At 38.5% G+C, this 17,984-nt stretch carries 23 protein-coding genes; 1 reads left to right on the top strand and 22 read right to left on the bottom strand.

Going from position 1 to position 17,984, the window contains the following annotated elements:
• Nucleotides 1-211: 211 nt before the first annotated feature.
• The gene (locus NY607_RS12975) at nt 212-610 is read right to left on the bottom strand and encodes a single-stranded DNA-binding protein (RefSeq protein ID WP_131520803.1); all 399 of its coding nucleotides are present in this window, start codon (nt 608-610) and stop codon (nt 212-214) included.
• Between the two features lie 297 nt (nt 611-907).
• Here NY607_RS12975 and NY607_RS12970 point away from each other — a divergent pair, with 297 nt between their 5' ends.
• Nucleotides 908-1,333, top strand: coding sequence for a YwpF family protein (locus NY607_RS12970; RefSeq protein ID WP_131520802.1), 426 nt, complete (start codon nt 908-910; stop codon nt 1,331-1,333).
• A gap of 277 nt (nt 1,334-1,610) precedes the next feature.
• Here NY607_RS12970 and NY607_RS12965 read toward each other — a convergent pair whose 3' ends face one another.
• The 21 genes from NY607_RS12965 to NY607_RS12865 all read right to left on the bottom strand — a co-directional run bounded on the left by NY607_RS12965 (nt 1,611) and on the right by NY607_RS12865 (nt 17,663).
• Nucleotides 1,611-2,036, bottom strand: a complete 426-nt coding sequence (locus tag NY607_RS12965; protein WP_048395642.1) for a hypothetical protein — start codon at nt 2,034-2,036, stop codon at nt 1,611-1,613.
• A 109-nt stretch (nt 2,037-2,145) separates the two neighbouring features.
• Nucleotides 2,146-2,529, bottom strand: coding sequence for a hypothetical protein (locus NY607_RS12960; protein WP_004269491.1), 384 nt, complete (start codon nt 2,527-2,529; stop codon nt 2,146-2,148).
• Nucleotides 2,530-2,676: 147 nt separating this feature from the next.
• On the bottom strand, nt 2,677-3,120 hold the full coding sequence (gene fabZ / locus NY607_RS12955; RefSeq protein WP_131520801.1) for a 3-hydroxyacyl-ACP dehydratase FabZ: 444 nt from the start codon (nt 3,118-3,120) through the stop codon (nt 2,677-2,679).
• A gap of 56 nt (nt 3,121-3,176) precedes the next feature.
• Nucleotides 3,177-3,467, bottom strand: coding sequence for a DNA-directed RNA polymerase subunit beta (locus tag NY607_RS12950; RefSeq protein WP_004269489.1), 291 nt, complete (start codon nt 3,465-3,467; stop codon nt 3,177-3,179).
• A gap of 47 nt (nt 3,468-3,514) precedes the next feature.
• On the bottom strand, nt 3,515-4,354 hold the full coding sequence (locus tag NY607_RS12945) for a flagellar hook-basal body protein (RefSeq protein ID WP_237899273.1): 840 nt from the start codon (nt 4,352-4,354) through the stop codon (nt 3,515-3,517).
• 24 nt (nt 4,355-4,378) lie between these two features.
• The gene (locus NY607_RS12940) at nt 4,379-5,212 is read right to left on the bottom strand and encodes a flagellar hook-basal body protein (RefSeq protein WP_237899271.1); all 834 of its coding nucleotides are present in this window, start codon (nt 5,210-5,212) and stop codon (nt 4,379-4,381) included.
• A 21-nt stretch (nt 5,213-5,233) separates the two neighbouring features.
• Nucleotides 5,234-6,229, bottom strand: a complete 996-nt coding sequence (mreB, locus tag NY607_RS12935) for a rod shape-determining protein (RefSeq protein WP_004269486.1) — start codon at nt 6,227-6,229, stop codon at nt 5,234-5,236.
• A gap of 210 nt (nt 6,230-6,439) precedes the next feature.
• Entirely contained in the window at nt 6,440-6,700 is a 261-nt protein-coding gene (locus NY607_RS12930) for a sporulation transcriptional regulator SpoIIID (protein WP_004269485.1), read from the bottom strand.
• A gap of 156 nt (nt 6,701-6,856) precedes the next feature.
• The gene (locus NY607_RS12925; protein ID WP_048395635.1) at nt 6,857-7,534 is read right to left on the bottom strand and encodes a M23 family metallopeptidase; all 678 of its coding nucleotides are present in this window, start codon (nt 7,532-7,534) and stop codon (nt 6,857-6,859) included.
• Nucleotides 7,535-7,571: 37 nt separating this feature from the next.
• Nucleotides 7,572-8,510 carry a stage II sporulation protein D gene (gene spoIID / locus NY607_RS12920; RefSeq protein ID WP_237899270.1) on the bottom strand — a complete coding sequence of 313 codons (939 nt, stop codon included), beginning with the start codon at nt 8,508-8,510 and terminating at the stop codon, nt 7,572-7,574.
• Nucleotides 8,511-8,591: 81 nt separating this feature from the next.
• Nucleotides 8,592-9,902 carry a UDP-N-acetylglucosamine 1-carboxyvinyltransferase gene (gene murA / locus NY607_RS12915; RefSeq protein ID WP_036076091.1) on the bottom strand — a complete coding sequence of 437 codons (1,311 nt, stop codon included), beginning with the start codon at nt 9,900-9,902 and terminating at the stop codon, nt 8,592-8,594.
• 465 nt (nt 9,903-10,367) lie between these two features.
• The gene (locus NY607_RS12910; protein ID WP_004269481.1) at nt 10,368-10,607 is read right to left on the bottom strand and encodes a DUF1146 family protein; all 240 of its coding nucleotides are present in this window, start codon (nt 10,605-10,607) and stop codon (nt 10,368-10,370) included.
• Nucleotides 10,608-10,688: 81 nt separating this feature from the next.
• Nucleotides 10,689-11,096: a F0F1 ATP synthase subunit epsilon gene (locus NY607_RS12905; protein ID WP_016992762.1), complete on the bottom strand. Its 408-nt coding sequence runs from the start codon at nt 11,094-11,096 to the stop codon at nt 10,689-10,691.
• Nucleotides 11,097-11,120: 24 nt separating this feature from the next.
• Nucleotides 11,121-12,536: a F0F1 ATP synthase subunit beta gene (gene atpD / locus NY607_RS12900; protein ID WP_004269479.1), complete on the bottom strand. Its 1,416-nt coding sequence runs from the start codon at nt 12,534-12,536 to the stop codon at nt 11,121-11,123.
• A gap of 51 nt (nt 12,537-12,587) precedes the next feature.
• Nucleotides 12,588-13,445: an ATP synthase F1 subunit gamma gene (atpG, locus tag NY607_RS12895; protein ID WP_004269478.1), complete on the bottom strand. Its 858-nt coding sequence runs from the start codon at nt 13,443-13,445 to the stop codon at nt 12,588-12,590.
• A gap of 47 nt (nt 13,446-13,492) precedes the next feature.
• On the bottom strand, nt 13,493-15,001 hold the full coding sequence (atpA, locus tag NY607_RS12890; RefSeq protein WP_004269477.1) for a F0F1 ATP synthase subunit alpha: 1,509 nt from the start codon (nt 14,999-15,001) through the stop codon (nt 13,493-13,495).
• A gap of 28 nt (nt 15,002-15,029) precedes the next feature.
• Complete coding sequence (locus tag NY607_RS12885) at nt 15,030-15,566, bottom strand: F0F1 ATP synthase subunit delta (protein ID WP_036076089.1); 537 nt, start codon at nt 15,564-15,566, stop codon at nt 15,030-15,032.
• Nucleotides 15,563-16,084: a F0F1 ATP synthase subunit B gene (gene atpF / locus NY607_RS12880; protein ID WP_016992759.1), complete on the bottom strand. Its 522-nt coding sequence runs from the start codon at nt 16,082-16,084 to the stop codon at nt 15,563-15,565. The genes NY607_RS12885 and atpF overlap by 4 nt, the downstream gene beginning before the upstream one ends.
• 172 nt (nt 16,085-16,256) lie before the next feature.
• Nucleotides 16,257-16,481 (bottom strand): F0F1 ATP synthase subunit C, encoded by a 225-nt coding sequence (gene atpE / locus NY607_RS12875; protein WP_004269474.1) that lies wholly within the window; start codon nt 16,479-16,481, stop codon nt 16,257-16,259.
• Nucleotides 16,482-16,544: 63 nt separating this feature from the next.
• Entirely contained in the window at nt 16,545-17,255 is a 711-nt protein-coding gene (gene atpB, locus NY607_RS12870; RefSeq protein WP_004269473.1) for a F0F1 ATP synthase subunit A, read from the bottom strand.
• A gap of 36 nt (nt 17,256-17,291) precedes the next feature.
• Nucleotides 17,292-17,663 (bottom strand): ATP synthase subunit I, encoded by a 372-nt coding sequence (locus NY607_RS12865; protein ID WP_004269472.1) that lies wholly within the window; start codon nt 17,661-17,663, stop codon nt 17,292-17,294.
• Between the last annotated feature and the right edge of the window lie 321 nt (nt 17,664-17,984).

Genomic DNA, 17,984 nt, shown 5'->3' with positions numbered 1-17,984 from the left:
GCGCTCTTTTAGTGGAACTTGCTACTTCTTTTCCCTACTTACTTCATTATTCGTATTTAGTTGTGTTGAAAATTTCATTGCTGTGCGGTCTTCAGCAATTTTTATTAGGGTTACACATCACTCCTTTCTGTTTGTTACGGTGCAAGAAATATAAGGAGAATGGCGGATCAGACAATGAATGTTCTCTTGCCCCGTATGTAAACTATACTTGCTAAGGTAAAACAAAATCCTTTAAGTGTTCCTGTTCATTCGGTGGCTGCGGTGGTACCGTAACTGCTTCGTCACTATCTCTTTGTTTAAGTTGATAAAATCTAACATCTTCAACCACTATCTCTGTCATAAAAATCTTAGTGCTTTCCTCATTTACAAATGACCTTGTTTGAATACGGCCAGTGGCACCGACTAATGAACCTTTACCGCAATATTTAACGATATTCTCTGCAAGCCTTCCCCAAGCTGTACAGAAAACAAAATCTGTATCTACTTCTCCTTGATTGTTCTTAAAATTACGATTAATGGCTAGTGAGAAATGAGTTTGCACACGATTTCCAGATAAGTAACGTAACACCGGATCTTTTGTAAACCTTCCAACCAATCCGACTTGATTCATTCATTCACCTCCTTTGCTTTTGATTGCTCTCATCTTACAAAATGATTCCAGCATTCGCAAAAATCAGTATTGTTAATTTCCTTCAGTTTTTGTGCATAAATTGGGTAAATTACCATTTTTATTTTTCTATTTTTTGTTCATTTTTTAGCTGAATGCTTTAGGCTGTAATGGCAAATGCTATTTCATGAAATCTGCAATTTCGCAGTTTTTGAAAAACCGTCACAGGTGCGCATCACAAACAACTGCTGCCTCATGTGTTATACTAAAAGAATGACAGACTTAGGAGGAATATACATATTGAAAACTTTTAAAATGCTTTCCTTTGACCTTGTCACGAAAGATGGCGTGCAACCATTCCCTTTAATCGATGGCATCATTATTAATCAGGAAAATAGCCATCAATCTTGGGTACTTGAATTGTTTATGGAAAAACAATATCGCTCAACCTTTGATGAGCTCTTAGCGAATGCTACCGTCTTCAATGTACGTGCAGTTATTTCATTTCCAGATAATGAACCCGCTCCTTTTCAGGTAATCGTACATACGGTTGAAGAAATCGGTGATCATGTTTCAGTCCTATTAAAAGGTACGCTTAAAATTAAACGATCAAAATATGCAGAACAATTACTTTCCGAGCTACTTGCTGAGGGTGTTTCTTTAGAGGATTTACTGGATCGCTTTACACAAGATATGAAAAAGCGGCCCAAATTAAAAAATGACTAGCGATGCGAATTTTTGCATCGTTTTTTTGTTGGACAACTGTTATGTTTACTGGACAATACAATTAAAGATGCTGGGTTACATTTGGTTATTGCTATGAGAGGGAGGCCTTTAAGGCTGTTGGAGATGTTCGTTTTGTCATTATAGGAGTATAGGAATTTTCTCAGGGCCATGCTTGATTAGTGATTAGTTACCCTTCATGAGTATTCTGCTTCTGGCATTTCCCGCTTCCATGGGTATAAAAAAGAGTGTTTTCCGCAGAGGAAACACTCTTTTTATGTTATCGGTTATTCATACCATCACGGTATTTTTCAGTGTTGTTTACTTTATCGTCGACAACATCATTATTATTGTTACCGTTCATGTTGTCATTACGTTCAACACCATTTACACCGTTTGCATTTGGTGTGTTGTCATAGCCGTTTGTGCTGTTGATATCGGCATTTGAACCAGGTGTTGTTGCTTCAGGTAATGTTGTATTATCGTTAACAGTACCTCGATCTACACCATTCCCATTTACATTATTGCGATCGTATGCATCGTCACGATTATTCGGATCTAATGCGTCCTCGACATCGTCGACTCCTCGACGTACGTCATTCTCGACTTCTCGAACAGGGTGATCTTCTACTGCATTATTTCCCCAGTTACAACCTCCAAGGAATGCAGTTGCAAGAATGATGGTTAAAAATGACATTTTCCACATAGTAAAAAACCTCCTTTCTTGGGTACTATGTCACCAAATACATCTACTGTATTTGTGATCCTACATAGATTGCCCGAGAAAGGAGGGAACTATCCGATTTTTGTACAAACTATTTTTGTTTTTCTTTTAATAACTGTTCAATATATGCTGCCTCTGCTTTACAGTCGTAGCTATAGTTTGTGCCTAGCTCTTTTTGCAATGCCTCGATTGTTTCGACTTGCTGTGCTGTTGGTTCTTCATTTAAAATTTTGGCAATAACCTCATCGATTTTTTGTGCCATTTCTTCATGAAACTGTGCACTCATCAATGTATCAGCAGGGATTTTTTCGATCCATGCGGCATTCTCCTGAAAATAAGTCTGCCAGCTTGCAATGAAGTCTTCCATGGAAAAGCGCTCTTCATCCCAACCAATACTTGCTAAGTATGTTTCAAAAGATGTTGAAATCGAACGAGTAATGCTAATTTTAATACCTGAAGACAATTCCTTATACATCTTAATAATCCTCCTACGTTTGTAAAACCTAAAAATTACATCTATTTCAATTCACAATCGCTTATTTACCATCGCAATTTAAGAACCTACTAATCAATTTTTGACTTGACTTTATCTATTTTATATCTTTTGGTCTACAAATGCAAATTAAGCTTGTTTAGGCTGTTCAGGCCCAATTGCAAATAGAATATCGGCTTCACATACAAGTTCTCCATCTACAGTTGCTACACCATGACCTTTCCCCATTGCACCACGAAGTTTTACAAATTCTACTTCCAATTTAAGTTGGTCGCCAGGTACAACTTGACGCTTGAAACGACAATTATCAACACCCGTTAAAAACGCTAAACGACCCTTAAATTCTTCAGCATTTAATAAAGCCACTCCACCTACTTGAGCTAAAGCTTCCACAATTAATACACCTGGCATAACTGGATAACCTGGGAAGTGCCCATTAAAAAAATCTTCGTTAATTGAAACATTTTTTAATCCTACTGCACGTTTCCCGTCTTCTAATTCAATGATGCGATCTACGAATAAAAAAGGATAGCGGTGTGGTAAAATTGCTTGAATTTGTTCTGCTGTTAACATGTCATTTCCCCCTCAAAAATTAAGTATGTATACACAAAGTAAGGTAAAGAATAATGTTATTCTTTACCATTCATAATATCAAATATATGCTGCCATGTTTCTCGTTTAAAAATATCCATAGCATTGCCTTCTCCAATAACGCTAAAGCCAAACATTGCGCCTAATGCTGCGGCAACAACGACTAAAATGAGAACAATTACAATGCGTAACCAAATCGGAATCAGTCGGATTTGCACCCATCGAACCTCGCGTTGCTCTCCAGTAGAGCGGCGTTCTTTCTTTTCTGGTTGCGGTTGCGTATCGGTTTCTTGTGTCGGCACAGAACGTCGACGTGAATCGTTTGTCATAGATTGTACTCCTCTTCATTCCTAACTATGCGTTTTTGGATAACTTCCTATCGAATGCCATTAATTAGTCCAAGCATTTGATCTGCTAATGTCACCGCTCTTGCGTTGAATTGATAAGAACGTTGTGTTTGAATGAGTTCTGTCATTTCTTTTGAGAGGTTAACATTGGACATTTCTAGTGTACCACTTTGCATGCCAATTTGCTGACGGTTGGCTCCCACAAGCTCTGTCAAAACTTCTGCCTGCGTATAGCCAAGTTCAGCTAAATTATTTGGTAATTCCATATAAGAACCAGCAACATGTTCCATTAATTGCGGTTTTTGGAATTCTGTTACAGCTAAATCCGTACGAATAATATCCCCATTTGGATAAGATGCTTCTAATACGCCACCATCTCGAACAGCAAACTTTTGAACCGTGTCTGGTAATGTAATAGCTTGTCCTGCAGCGTTCGCTACTGGATAACCCTCTGCTGTTACAAGCATAGCTGTTCCATTATTCAATGGAGATAAATAAAAGTCACCTTGTCGAGTATACACTGTTTTAGTTCCATTTTCACCATCTGGCATCAAAATATTGAAATATTGTTTTGCTTTTGTGAAAGCTAAGTCTAAATCACGATTAGTTGTTTGTAATGAACCTTGCTTTTCATTGGATTTAATTTGCCCAACCATTGCACCAGATCCATAGCGAATACCAACAGGCGTTTGACGTTCTGCTCGATCCTGCTTATCATTATTAAATTGCTGATAAAGTAATTCATTAAAGGATGCTTCTTTTGTTTTATAGCCCGTTGTATTACTGTTAGCAATGTTATTACTAATTGTATCCAGTTTGTTTTGCAATTGCCCCATTGTGTTTGTAGCTGTAATCATTGTACGTAGCATTGATAAAAGCCTCCTGTTCGCCCATTAAATTTTTCCGATTTCATTCACAGCCTTTTCCATGCTACGATCATAAGCTTGTAATACTTTTTGATTTGCTTCAAATGCACGGTAGGCCGTCATTAAATCTGTCATGGTGCGACTAGAATCTACGTTTGACCCTTCTAAAAAGTTTTGGCGTAGTGTAAAGGAAACTCCATTCGCTCCATAAGCTGTTGGCAAGTTCTCACCATTTTCTGTACGAATAAGACCATTATCTTGTTTTTGTAGCATGTTCGGGTTTGCGGCAAATGATACACCAACACGAGCCACTTGCTGATTATTTACAAAGATAGCGCCACTTTCATCTAATCGGAAATCATCATTTGGTAGCTGGATACGTTGCCCAGCATCATTTAGTACATATAATCCTTGACCGTTAACTAAATAGCCTTGCCCATCTAACGTGAAATTACCATTACGTGTGTAAGCCTCACCACCAGCAGGATGTTCTAGTCGGAAGAAAATTGAACCCATAACCCCATCTTCATTTTGTGGTAAGTTTCCATTAATCAATGCCATATCTGTTGTAAAATCAGTGTTATAGATTTGGCCTTGTATGTAATTTGGCAATGTTTCTTGTAAATATGTCCCTGTATTTAAAGCTCCTACTTGACTCATATATTCAGCGCCAGCTTGTTGGTGAGCAGGAGCATTTGTTTTTCCAATGCTAGACATTAGCATATCTGGAAATGAGCGAATCGTAGATTGATCTGCCTTAAATCCTGGTGTATTTGCATTTGATAAATTATTGGTAAGTAATTCTGTTCTTCTTTGTTGCGTGATCATACCTGTTGCAACTGTATAAAATCCTTTAAACAAAGAAATCACCTCATTTTATTTTTATAAGGATGCTGGCACACGATCAATATTTTCAAGCATGATACCTGTACCAATGGCTACACAATCCATAGGTCTCTCTGCAATGAAAACCGGTACCTTTAACTCTTCTATTAATAGCTGGTCCATTCCATGTAACAATGCCCCGCCACCAGTTATAATCACTCCACGATCAATGATATCGGCTGATAGTTCAGGTGGTGTTTTTTCTAAGACATTTTTAGCTGACTGGACTATCATGGCTACTGATTCATGTAGTGCACGTTCAATTTCTTCAGACTCAATTGTAATTGTACGTGGTAAACCTGTTACCATATCACGGCCACGAATATCCATTGTATCATTGCGACTACCTTTGAAAACTGTACCTATTGTCATTTTGATTGCCTCTGCAGTACGTTCACCAATCAGCAATTTATATTCTTTTTTAATATATTGCAAAATATCGTTATCAAACACATCGCCTGCTACTTTAATGGATTCACTTGTTACGATATCACCCATTGATAAAACTGCGATATCTGTTGTTCCGCCCCCGATATCGACTACCATATTTCCACTTGGTTGGAAGATATCCATTCCAGCACCTATTGCTGCTACTTTTGGCTCTTCCTCTAAATATACCTTTTTACCGCCGGATTTTTCAGCAGCTTCACGAATTGCCTTTTGTTCAACACTCGTAATATTCGTTGGACAACAAATTAATATGCGTGGCTTCGCCAAAAATCCTTTTACGTTTAATTTATTGATGAAATGTCTTAACATCGCCTCTGTCACATCAAAATCTGCAATGACTCCGTCTCTTAGTGGACGAATAGCTGTGATATTACCTGGCGTTCTCCCTACCATTTGGCGGGCTTCTTCCCCTACCGCTAATACTTTATTTGTCTTTTTATCGATCGCCACAACAGATGGTTCATTGAGGACAATCCCTTTTCCTTTAACGTGGATTAATACGTTCGCAGTCCCTAAGTCAATGCCAATATCTTTCGAAAACATTTTATAATTTCTCCTTCCCGCCAGTTCCAACTACATAACGTTCATTTTATCTCTTTATCTAGAATATTTTATCATATTCTATTGGTAATTTCACCTAAATTTAGTGAATAAGACTGTTTTCTTTTTAGGCAGTGAACGGCTATAATATAGAATTACTATTCCTTAGAAAATCACCACTTATGCTTGTCCAACACAACAAAAAAGAACGAATCATTCTTGACTCGCTCTTTCTTTCCACTTGTTTTTCGTTGCTTCTCCTCCGCGAATATGACGTACGGCCTTATGGTAGGCGAGTATTTCTTTCACTTGGTCAGCTAATCCTTCATGAATTGTTGGTAATCGCTCTGTTAAATCCTTGTGCACCGTACTTTTTGAATAACCAGTCATTTTCGCGAGGACACGCACAGTCTCACGCGTCTCAATCAGTAATTCACCGAGGCGTATGCAGCGCTTCCGAATGTGCTCATGCACGTTCTTCGTCCTTTCCACACAATTTCACAAAATGCTTTGGCAATCAGATGCACATTTGCGCATTTCTTCACCTTATGTTAGGACAAAGCTATTCAGAACACGTTTTGCATTTTCTTGATAAAATGCTGACTTTTTATGCGTTACTAGCTTTTCTCATTAAAAAGCTAGTAATTTTTTCGGATTGATATATTTTCCGTTTTCAAGAATTTCGAAATGCATGTGGACGCCAGCCGCTTGATTCCACTCGTTGTCTGTCGCTTTTCCTAATGCTTGACCTTGTGTAACCTCATCGCCTTCTTTAACAGCGATATCCTTCACAGAGCTATAATGTGTCTGCATACCATTTGGATGCTCGATCACGATCTTATTGCCTGTAAATGCGTCTAGTTTTACCTCTAGTACTTTACCACTCATAGCAGCTAGTACTTCAAACTCTTCACCATTCATAGCAATAGAGATTCCAGAAGATGTAGTAAATGTTTGATTAAATACCATTAGTGCATTTTCACGAGACTCTTCATTTGCCTCTAACTCGTAAAATTCTTGTAAGACTTGTACTTTACTAAAATTCTCTTCTTTGAATGGATACTTCATGTTTTCAGTTCGTGCATTAGTTTCCACTACAGGACCTGGATCTACTTCAGCTAAATCTGGTAAAGGAGCCTCTTCTACTTTTGATACGAGACTATTGTAACCAAATAACAATCCTGCTAGAACAAGTGCACCACCTGTGTAAACTACTGGCCAAAACCACGGTTTCTTTTGTAATTGGCCATTTTCCTTTTGATTTGGATCTTGGTTTTGAGAAGCTTTATTATTTTTATCCTCTCTCATTTTCATCACCTCTAGTTGCAGTGTGAACAACTAGAAGTTATTTTAAACATGCATCTATTTTTTTTATTTCAATATCTTGATAATAATAGTGTAAAATTTCGGCAGCTGTTTTCCCTTCATTTGCCATTGCCTCAGCTCCATACTGACTCATGCCCACTCCATGCCCATAGCCTTGGGTTTTCACATGAACCTTTCTTTTATTGGCATTAAAGATGATTGTGAAATCAGTTGATGGAATACCAAGGAGCGTTCTTACCTCTCTCCCTGTCCAGACGTTATTCCCTAGCTGTAAACGTTCTACTCGCCCAGAATCATTATAAAATAACTGGATACGGTTAAAATCACTAGGTTGCCATTGTATAGGCCAGAGCTTATTCCATTGAGATAATGTCCATTCTTGCTCAGCCTCAAACTTAGGAGATGTTTGATCAGATATACTTGTAACACTTTGCAAATATGGAATATCATTTCCACCATATCCATAAGCACTTTCTGTTTTACCATTGCTTGTTGAATGAAACATGGCTGTAATCAATTCATTATTATAAAGAATAACTTGTCCTTTTGTTTCATTGATAGCTTCGACAATTTTCTTTTCATTTCCCAGGAAATTGCTAGCCCAATTCGCCTTTCTTTGTTCTTCATCATAGAAGACTTGCTTTGCCACAGTTGGAGCAATCGCAATTTTACCGTAATTTGTCGTTTTCAACGCATATGTGCGGGCTGCAATAGCTTGTGCCTTCAGTGCCTCTTTTTTAAAAGAAACGGGCATTTCTGCAGCAACTACCCCTGTAATATACGTTTCCAAAGGGATTTTTTCTTCTTGCCCCTCCACTTCTATAAATATTTCACAAGCATTCTTATCACTAGCTTGAGGTATGATAGCCTCTTGTCTTTCACTGAACCCTACTATAGGAAGCATATATAATGCCCCAATCAAGCAAATGACACCTATACTAATCATCCATTTTTTCATAAGAAATAATATGCTAGATTTCTTGTAGTTATGAGAAAACAAAAACCCTCTGCACAAAAAGCAAAGGGTTTTACAATCTATTTAGTTTGTAGGCAATTCAACTGTTACATCTTCAATTGTCACTACTTCTTCTGTAATACGTTCAATATTAGCACCAAGAGATGCTAATTTTCCATGGAAATCAACATAACCACGATCTAAATGATGAAGTTTTGTGACACGTGTCATTCCTTCTGATACAAGACCCGCTAAAATTAATGCAGCCGCAGCTCGTAAATCCGTTGCCATTACCTCAGCTCCCTGAAGATCCACAGGCCCCTCGATAAACACAGAACGTCCCTCTATTTTAGCACCAGCATTCATGCGACGGAACTCCTCAACATGCATAAAACGGTTTTCGAATACCGTTTCTGTAATAATACTCGTACCTTCAGCAGTAAGCATTAACGCCATCATTTGTGATTGCATATCTGTTGGGAAACCAGGATGAGGCATTGTTTTGATATCAACTGCTTTTAGTGTTTGAGGAACTCGTACACGGATTCCTTCATCCAACTCAGTAATTTCTACGCCCATCTCACGCATTTTAGCTATTAAAGCAGTCATATGCTCAGGAACTGCGTTTTCAATCACCACATCTCCTCTCGTAATAGCTGCTGCTACCATAAATGTACCAGCTTCAATACGGTCAGGAATAATATGATGCTCTACACCATATAATGTATCGACTCCTTCGATACGAATCGTATTTGTCCCCGCACCAATTACACGGCCACCCATACTATTAATAAAGTTTGCAAGATCCACGATTTCAGGCTCTTTCGCTGCATTTTCAATTACAGTTGTCCCCTCAGCTAAAGATGCCGCTGTCATAATATTTTCAGTTGCCCCAACACTTGGGAAATCCAAATACACATTAGCCCCTTTTAAGCGACCCTCTGTCTTCGCCTCAACATAGCCATGGCCAAATGAAATTTTTGCACCCATTGCTTCAAAGCCTTTTAAGTGTAATTCAATCGGACGTGATCCAATTGCACAGCCTCCAGGAAGTGCTACACGAGCATAGCCATTACGAGCAAGTAGAGATCCCATTACTAAAATAGATGCACGCATTTTACTAACAAATTCAAATTGAGCTTCACTTGAAAGTTCTTTTGTTGCATCTATATATACGGCATTATCTTCAGGTATATATGTAACTGCTGCGTTTAAACTTTTAAGTACTTCATTTATTGTAAAGACGTCTGCTAAATTAGGGACTTCTTTAATTACATTTTCTCCTTTTGAAGCAAGTAAAGCTGCTGCAAGGATTGGTAACACTGCATTTTTTGCGCCCTCTACACGTACTTTTCCCTGTAGTTTTTGGCCGCCAGTCACTATTATTTTATCCACCCTATGTCCCTCCGAATTCAATCTATTAACCTACCAAATTTTTATTTTAATAAAGAAGTATAATGTCATAATCAGTAAACAAACAACTCTATAGTACAACTTTTCTAACGCTCGTTCAAGCGTCCAAATCACTATTTTAAGCCATTATTAGATTTTTTGCTATTTATTTATTGTACGCTGCTAAATTTTTTTTGTGAATGACCAATAACCCGTTCGCTTCTAATACATACCCAAAGATATATGAATAAAAAACAACTTTTCACTTTTTTCTATAAAAAATGAAGTGGAAGGTACCTATTATCGTACATTTATCAATGGGTATCTTGATAGCTAATAGCGTAAAATTCATAAGAATTTAATGTATTAGCGTCTTTTTACATAGTTCAAAGGGCCACACAAATGGTATTATAAAGTCCTTTGAAGTATGTAGACCTATAAATTTATGAAAGAAAGAAACGAATTCTTTTAAAATAAATAAGGAAGTTTACCTGACCAACTAGATATTTGAAGAAAGAAATTAGATACTGCTGAGCCTATCGCAATACTAAGTAAAATATAAATGAGTTGAATTTGAAAAACTCGATTCTTTTTAAAGAGTTTTTCGATCATAAAAGCTTGTAAAGCATAAAAAGTAATAGCAATAAAAAATAGGTGGGATAAAATACCCAATAAAGCTTCTTGTCCAATTGCTTCATATATCTCCATATAGCATCCTCCATTTCTCCTTCAATATGTTTGTTCACCTTAAAAAACGGGCAGATGCGATATCTGCCCGTTAAAAATGAATTAGATATTACCCTCATGAACGTTGATACGATTCAACGCACGTTTTAATGCTAGGTCAGCACGTTTGAAATCAATGTTGTCTTGTTTACTTTGAAGACGTCCTTCAGCACGTTTAACGGCTTCTTTAGCACGTTGAACATCGATGTTTTCAGCAATTTCAGCAGACGGCGCTAAAATTGAGATTTTTTCTGGACGAACTTCAATGAAACCACCGCTTACAGCAACAATATCAGTCGAACCGTTTTCTTTTTTAAGCTTCACTGCACCAATTGCAAGTGGAGCCACCATTGGAATATGGCCTGCAAGAACACCGATTTCTCCTGAAGTTGTTTTAGCGATTACCATTGATACTTCAGAATCGTATACTGGGCCGTCGGGAGTGACAATATTGACTAGAACTGTCTTCATATTTTTTCCTCCTCGTCCCTAGTATTAAACCTCTACGCCCATGCTTTTCGCTTTTTCAACTACTTCATCAATTGAACCAACTAGACGGAAAGCATCTTCTGGTAGGTGATCCCATTTGCCATCAAGGATTTCCTTGAATGAACGAACAGTTTCTTTTACAGGTACATAAGAACCTTTTTGACCAGTGAATTGTTCCGCTACGTGGAAGTTTTGTGATAAGAAGAATTGAATACGACGAGCACGTTCTACTGTTTGTTTATCTTCATCAGATAATTCATCCATACCTAAGATTGCAATGATATCTTGTAATTCACGGTAACGTTGGATTGTACGTTGTACACCAGTAGCAATTGCGTAGTGCTCAGCGCCTACGATTTCAGGTGATAATGCACGAGAAGTCGAAGCTAATGGGTCAACCGCAGGGTAGATACCCATTTCAGATAATTTACGCTCAAGGTTAGTTGTTGCATCTAAGTGAGCGAAAGTTGTAGCTGGAGCCGGGTCAGTATAGTCATCGGCTGGTACATAAATCGCTTGAATAGAAGTTACAGATCCTTTGTTCGTAGATGTGATACGCTCTTGTAGTTTACCCATTTCAGTTGCAAGTGTTGGTTGGTAACCTACCGCAGAAGGCATACGACCTAATAGGGCAGAAACCTCAGAACCTGCTTGTGTGAAACGGAAGATATTGTCGATGAATAAAAGTACGTCTTGACCTTGCTCATCACGGAAGTATTCCGCCATTGTAAGACCAGTTAAAGCAACACGCATACGTGCACCAGGTGGCTCGTTCATTTGACCGAATACCATCGCTGTTTGCTTGATAACGCCTGAATCGCTCATTTCGAAGAATAAGTCGTTCCCTTCACGAGTACGCTCACCTACACCAGCGAATACAGAGATACCAGAGTGCTCTTGTGCGATATTGTTGATTAATTCTTGGATTAATACAGTTTTACCTACACCGGCACCACCGAATAGACCGATTTTACCACCTTTGATATATGGTGCAAGTAAGTCTACTACTTTGATACCTGTTTCAAGAATTTCAACTGTAGTTGAAAGATTCTCGAAAGTTGGTGCTTCACGGTGAATTGAATCACGACGTGCGTCTGCTGGAATCTCTTCACCTAAGTCAATTACTTCTCCAAGTACGTTGAATACACGACCTAGTGTAACTTCACCAACTGGTACTGAGATAGCTTTTCCTAAGTCTGTTACTTCTGCTCCACGTTGTAAGCCATCAGTAGATGACATCGCAATTGTACGAACAGAATCATCACCTAAATGAAGCGCAACTTCTAATGCAAGAATTGTTGGTTCTTCATTAGGACGTTCAATCTTAACTGTTAAAGCGTTATAGATTGCTGGTAATTGGCCATTGTCGAATTTAACGTCAACAACTGGACCCATTACTTGAATAACATGTCCTTTATTCATTACTGTGTACCCTCCTATCGTATTCTTATACGACATTGGGAAGCTGCTTGCCTATTCTAAGGCTGCAGCTCCACCAACGATTTCTGTAATTTCTTGTGTAATCGCCGCTTGACGTGCACGGTTATATTGCAAAGAAAGGTCTGAAATAAGATCAGTTGCGTTATCTGTTGCATTTTTCATAGCCGTCATACGAGAAGCATGTTCACTTGCTTTTCCATCTAATAATGCGCCATAAACTAAGCTTTCCGCATATTGTGGAAGTAACACTTCTAGAATTGCTTCGCCAGATGGCTCGAATTCATAAGAAGCAGTACCGCTTGCAGGGGCAATATCTGTTAATGGAAGAAGTTTTTTCTCTGTCACTTCGCTAGCAATAGCGCTGACAAAGTGATTATAGTACATATAAAGTTCGTCATACGTACCATCAATGAACATACCAACAGCATTACGAGCGATTTCTTTAATATCAGCAAAAGTTGGTTGGTCAGGTAGACCGACAACATTACTGATGACATTATGATCACGTTTCACAAAGTAGTCACGAACTACACGACCTACTGCTAAGATAACGTATTCGTCTTTTGATTTATGACGCTCGTTAATCGTACGTTGTACTTGACGCAGGATACTTGAATTGTAAGCACCTGCAAGACCACGGTCAGAACCAATGACTAAGTAAGCCGTTTTCTTAACAGGACGAGCAGTTAACATTGGATGTCCGCTGTCTTTTGTCCCTGAAGCGATCGCGCCTACTACGTCCTGAATTTTTTCCATGTAAGGAACGTAAGCTTTAGCATTTTGCTCTGCACGACGTAACTTAGAAGAAGAAACCATCTGCATTGCTTTTGTAATTTGCTTCGTACTCTTTGTTGAAGTAATACGACCTTTAATTTCGCGTAAGTTTACCACTGGTATTTCACCACCTTCTGTTTTTTAATCAAGTGACTAGCTAAGACTTATTCTGATTTAGCGAAAGTTTTTTTGAATGCATTGATTGCTGCTTCATAATCCGCATCAGGAGCAAGCTCTTTAGTAGTACGAACATGATCTAAAACGTTTGTGTGGTTTGAATCTAACCAGCTTAAGAATTCTGATTCGAAGCGAACGATATCTTGTACTGGAATATCATCTAAGTGACCTTTAGTTAATGCGTAAAGGATTGCAACTTGTTTTTCAACTTTTAGTGGTTTGTTAAGGTCTTGTTTAAGAACTTCAACCGTACGTTTACCACGCTCAAGTTTAGCAAGTGTTACTTTATCTAAATCTGAACCAAATTGAGCAAATGATTCAAGCTCACGGAATGCAGCTAAGTCAAGACGTAGTGTACCCGCAACTTTTTTCATCGCTTTAATTTGAGCAGATCCACCTACACGTGATACAGAAAGACCGGCGTTAATCGCTGGACGTACACCTGAGTTGAATAAGTCAGATTGTAAGAAGATTTGTCCATCAGTGATTGAGATTACGTTAGTTGGGATGTATGCAGAGATATCCCCAGCTTGTGTCTCAACGAATGGAAGAGCTGTAATTGAACCATTTTGATATGTTTCATTTAACTTCGCAGCACGTTCAAGTAAGCGGCTGTGTAAGTAGAAAACGTCACCAGGATATGCTTCACGACCTGGAGGACGGCGAAGAAGAAGTGAAAGTTCACGGTAAGCTGATGCTTGTTTAGAAAGATCATCATACACGATTAATACGTGTTTACCTTGTAACATGAATTCTTCAGCCATAGATACACCTGCAAATGGTGCTAAGAATAATAATGGAGCTGGTTGAGAAGCAGAAGCTGTCACAACGATTGTGTAATCTAAAGCGCCATGTTTACGAAGAGTTTCTACAACACCACGTACAGTAGATTCTTTTTGACCGATTGCTACGTAGATACAAATCATGTTTTGGTCATTTTGGTTAAGAATTGTATCGATAGCTACAGATGTTTTACCAGTTTGACGGTCACCGATGATTAACTCACGTTGACCACGACCGATTGGCACTAATGCGTCAATCGCTTTAATACCAGTTTGTAGTGGTTCGTGTACTGATTTACGAGCCATTACACCGAAAGCTGGACTTTCGATTGGACGAGATTTTGTAGTGTTGATTGGACCTTGTCCATCCACTGGTTGTCCAAGTGGGTTTACAACACGACCAATTAGTTCTTCACCAACTGGTACTTCCATGATACGACCTGTACGACGAACTTCATCGCCTTCTTTGATGTCAGTGTATGGACCTAAGATTACGATACCAACGTTACCTTCTTCTAGGTTTTGAGCCATACCCATAACACCATTAGAGAACTCTAGTAGTTCTCCAGCCATGGCGTTGTCGAGGCCATGAGCAAGAGCAATACCGTCACCAATACGGATAACTGTACCAACTTCGCTTACTTTAAGTTCAGATTCATAATTCTCAATCTGTTGTTTAATCAGACTGCTGATTTCTTCAGCCTTGATGCCCATGTATGTCACCTCTCACATTTCTAAATTATTAACCGATTAATTCACGTTTTAGACGCTCTAGTTTGTTTGCTACTGAGCTATCATAAATATGGTTACCGATTTGAACACGAATACCACCAAGTAAAGATGGATCAACTTCGTTTGTAATATTTAATGATTGTTTTCCAACAAGTTTCGCGAACGCTGCTGAAATATTAGCGCTTTCTTCTGCAGAAAGTGCACGTGTTGAAAATACTGTTGCATCTGCAGTGCCTTGTGCTTGCGCAGCAAGTTCAGCATATGCCTTAGCAATTTGTGTCATCTCGTTTACACGTTTTTTCTCAACTAGAAGTTGAACAGTGTGTAAAACTTCTGGTGTTGCACCGTTAAAGATATCAGCTACCATTTGTTTTTTTCGTTCAACGGAGAACTTAGGTGCATTTAAAAGCGTTAAAAAATCAGGAGATTCTTTTACTACTTTTGTTAGTTCACTTAAGTCTGCTCCAACTTCAGTAAGAATATTTTTTTGTTGCGCCAATTCAAAAAGCGCTTGAGCGTAACGTTTTGCTACAGTTGAATTACTCATCGAGCTTCCCCTGCCTTCGCAATCGTCTCTTCAATTAGAGCACGGTTGTCTGCCTCAGAAATCTCTTTGCTAAGGACTTTAGATGCTGCAAGTACAGATAATGAAACGACTTCATCACGTACAGCTGCAATAGCTTTTTCTTTTTCAGACTCAATTTCACGTAAAGCCGATTCTTTTAAGCGATTTGCTTCATTACGAGCTACAGTAAGAATTTCTTCTTTTTGTAATTCGCCTTGCTTCTTAGCGCCCTCAACAATCGATTGTGCTTCTGTACGAGCTTCCTTAAGAAGGCTCTTTTGTTCTTCTAAAAATTGGTGCGATTCTTTGCGCGCTTTTTCAGCTGCTTCGATTTCACTCGCTACTAATTCTTCACGTTGTTGCATAATGCCCATAAGTGGACCCCAAGCGAATTTCTTAAGTAGTAACATTAATACGATGAAAATAACTAATGTTGCGATGATATCTCCACTATTTAACGAAGCACCGCCTGCACCTAGTACAAGATTATCTAAAAACACGATTGTTTCACTCCCTTCAAGAGCTTTAACTTCAACATAATTTAGTGACTAAAAAACTACCTATTTTAAAAAGCTATATTTACACATAGCTTTTATCAGTTCCAAAATGAAGGGCGAAGTTTCATCTGGAGAATCCTGCTTCGCCACTAGTAAAATTCAGTGTTCAACTGAATTATTTGTTCATTACGATGAATGCTACTACTACTGCGATGATCGGTAGGGCCTCAACTAATGCAACCCCGATGAACATTGTAGTTTGAAGAACGCCACGAGCTTCTGGTTGACGAGCGATACCTTCTACTGTTTTTGATACGATAAGACCGTTACCAATACCTGCACCAAGTGCACCTAAACCGATTGCGATTGCTGCTGCTAATAAACCTAATGAACCTGTCATTTGAAAATTTCCTCCTTGGAATTGTTTGTTTTTGTTGTTCAAGCATAGGGTATATGCTTTATATTAATGGTCATCGCTCACTTTATGAGCCATGTAAACCATTGTTAACATTGTGAAGATAAAGGCTTGGATAAAGCCGATGAAAATTGAGAAACCTTGCCATGCCATCATAGGAACGATTGCCCCGATGAATCCCACAGCACCTGATGATGCTAAACCTGCAAGTAAGCCAAGTAAAATCTCACCCGCATAAATGTTACCGTAAAGACGTAAACCTAATGTTAATGTGTTTGCAAATTCTTCTACTATTTTAAGTGGGAACATGAATGACATTGGTTTGAAGAATGTACCAACATAATGACCTGTACCCTTCATTTTTACACCATAGAAATGCGTTAAGACTAATATCATTGCTGCTAATGTCATCGTTACTGTAGGGTCAGCTGTTGGTGATTTCCACCATAGCTCATGCCCATAGACAATTGAGAAAGGAAGACCTAGTAAGTTAGATACTGCGATAAACATAATTAGTGTGATGCCTAGAACGTGGAATCGACCACCAGTTTTCCAATCCATGTTGCTTTTAATGATATTCTTAACGAAATCCATAATCCATTCCATAAAGTTTTGCATACCAGTAGGTTTTAACTTTAGGCTTCTAGTTGAAATAAAGGCAATTAAAAATACGATAATTGCTGCAACTAGTAACATCATAACTGTTGATAAGTTAAATGTTAAAAAACCGACTTCTAGTAACGGAGCTTCATGATTCATTGTTATTTTTCACCTCTCTTTCTAATTTAAAGCACATTAGCGGTTCCTTACATGTGACACAATTCTCTCGACAAAGAGAAAAACGTACGGAATCATTAGCCCTATAACCGTGCTAATTAAGTGAAAATAGTTTGGCAACGAAATGGCTATTGCGACTGCCGCAACACCTGATCCAAAGCGAAGCGCTGTACCAAGTGAGCCTATTTTCTTCCCTTCACTAATGGATCTGTCAAACTTCTCCATACGTCGAACTAAAATCCAAAAATTATACGTACCAAAGAATGCACCGACTGCGATGCCCGCAAAAACAGTTTGATAGGGGGTAAATCCCCAGCCTAATGCGCAGAGTGCAAGCAAAAAAAATAACGCCCTCTTCTGCACAGCAAAAATGTGATGCAAATCTAGCATTGGTTGTAATCTCCTGAATCATTTTTTCGAGTAATGAAAACGTTTGCTGACCACTATGTGAAATCAGAAAAGAGCAGTGAAAAGCACTACTCACAGCGGAATAGTAATGGGAGAGTCATTTCAATTACAGGTGTAAATGCCCAAAAAATAACTTACACCCCTTACCGACTCGGTAAAAACCGAAACGCACAAAACGTTGCAAATCGACAGTCTTATTTTGAACTGTCAATTTAGTAGAAAGTTGATATAACAAGTGTTTCAACGTCCTATTTATGAACAGAAACCCTTATCATTCTTACCCTTTGTAAGCATACAATAGGT

The sequence above is a fragment of the Lysinibacillus sp. A4 genome (genome assembly GCF_024919535.1).
Taxonomy (GTDB): Bacteria; Bacillota; Bacilli; order Bacillales_A; family Planococcaceae; genus Lysinibacillus; species Lysinibacillus capsici.
This window is presented reverse-complemented; position numbering and strand designations above follow the sequence as displayed.

Excerpts from the sequence above, each read along its gene's own strand:
- NY607_RS12975 (WP_131520803.1), bottom strand. The coding sequence starts at position 610 with ATGAATCAAGTCGGATTGGTTGGAAGGTTTACAAAAGATCCGGTGTTA.
- NY607_RS12965 (WP_048395642.1), bottom strand. The coding sequence starts at position 2,036 with ATGTGGAAAATGTCATTTTTAACCATCATTCTTGCAACTGCATTCCTT.
- NY607_RS12960 (WP_004269491.1), bottom strand. The coding sequence starts at position 2,529 with ATGTATAAGGAATTGTCTTCAGGTATTAAAATTAGCATTACTCGTTCG.
- fabZ (WP_131520801.1), bottom strand. The coding sequence starts at position 3,120 with ATGTTAACAGCAGAACAAATTCAAGCAATTTTACCACACCGCTATCCT.
- NY607_RS12950 (WP_004269489.1), bottom strand. The coding sequence starts at position 3,467 with ATGACAAACGATTCACGTCGACGTTCTGTGCCGACACAAGAAACCGAT.
- NY607_RS12945 (WP_237899273.1), bottom strand. The coding sequence starts at position 4,354 with ATGCTACGTACAATGATTACAGCTACAAACACAATGGGGCAATTGCAA.
- mreB (WP_004269486.1), bottom strand. The coding sequence starts at position 6,229 with ATGTTTTCGAAAGATATTGGCATTGACTTAGGGACTGCGAACGTATTA.
- NY607_RS12925 (WP_048395635.1), bottom strand. The coding sequence starts at position 7,534 with ATGAGAGAGGATAAAAATAATAAAGCTTCTCAAAACCAAGATCCAAAT.
- spoIID (WP_237899270.1), bottom strand. The coding sequence starts at position 8,510 with ATGAAAAAATGGATGATTAGTATAGGTGTCATTTGCTTGATTGGGGCA.
- NY607_RS12910 (WP_004269481.1), bottom strand. The coding sequence starts at position 10,607 with ATGGAGATATATGAAGCAATTGGACAAGAAGCTTTATTGGGTATTTTA.
- NY607_RS12905 (WP_016992762.1), bottom strand. The coding sequence starts at position 11,096 with ATGAAGACAGTTCTAGTCAATATTGTCACTCCCGACGGCCCAGTATAC.
- atpD (WP_004269479.1), bottom strand. The coding sequence starts at position 12,536 with ATGAATAAAGGACATGTTATTCAAGTAATGGGTCCAGTTGTTGACGTT.
- atpA (WP_004269477.1), bottom strand. The coding sequence starts at position 15,001 with ATGGGCATCAAGGCTGAAGAAATCAGCAGTCTGATTAAACAACAGATT.
- NY607_RS12885 (WP_036076089.1), bottom strand. The coding sequence starts at position 15,566 with ATGAGTAATTCAACTGTAGCAAAACGTTACGCTCAAGCGCTTTTTGAA.
- atpE (WP_004269474.1), bottom strand. The coding sequence starts at position 16,481 with ATGACAGGTTCATTAGGTTTATTAGCAGCAGCAATCGCAATCGGTTTA.
- atpB (WP_004269473.1), bottom strand. The coding sequence starts at position 17,255 with ATGAATCATGAAGCTCCGTTACTAGAAGTCGGTTTTTTAACATTTAAC.
- NY607_RS12865 (WP_004269472.1), bottom strand. The coding sequence starts at position 17,663 with ATGCTAGATTTGCATCACATTTTTGCTGTGCAGAAGAGGGCGTTATTT.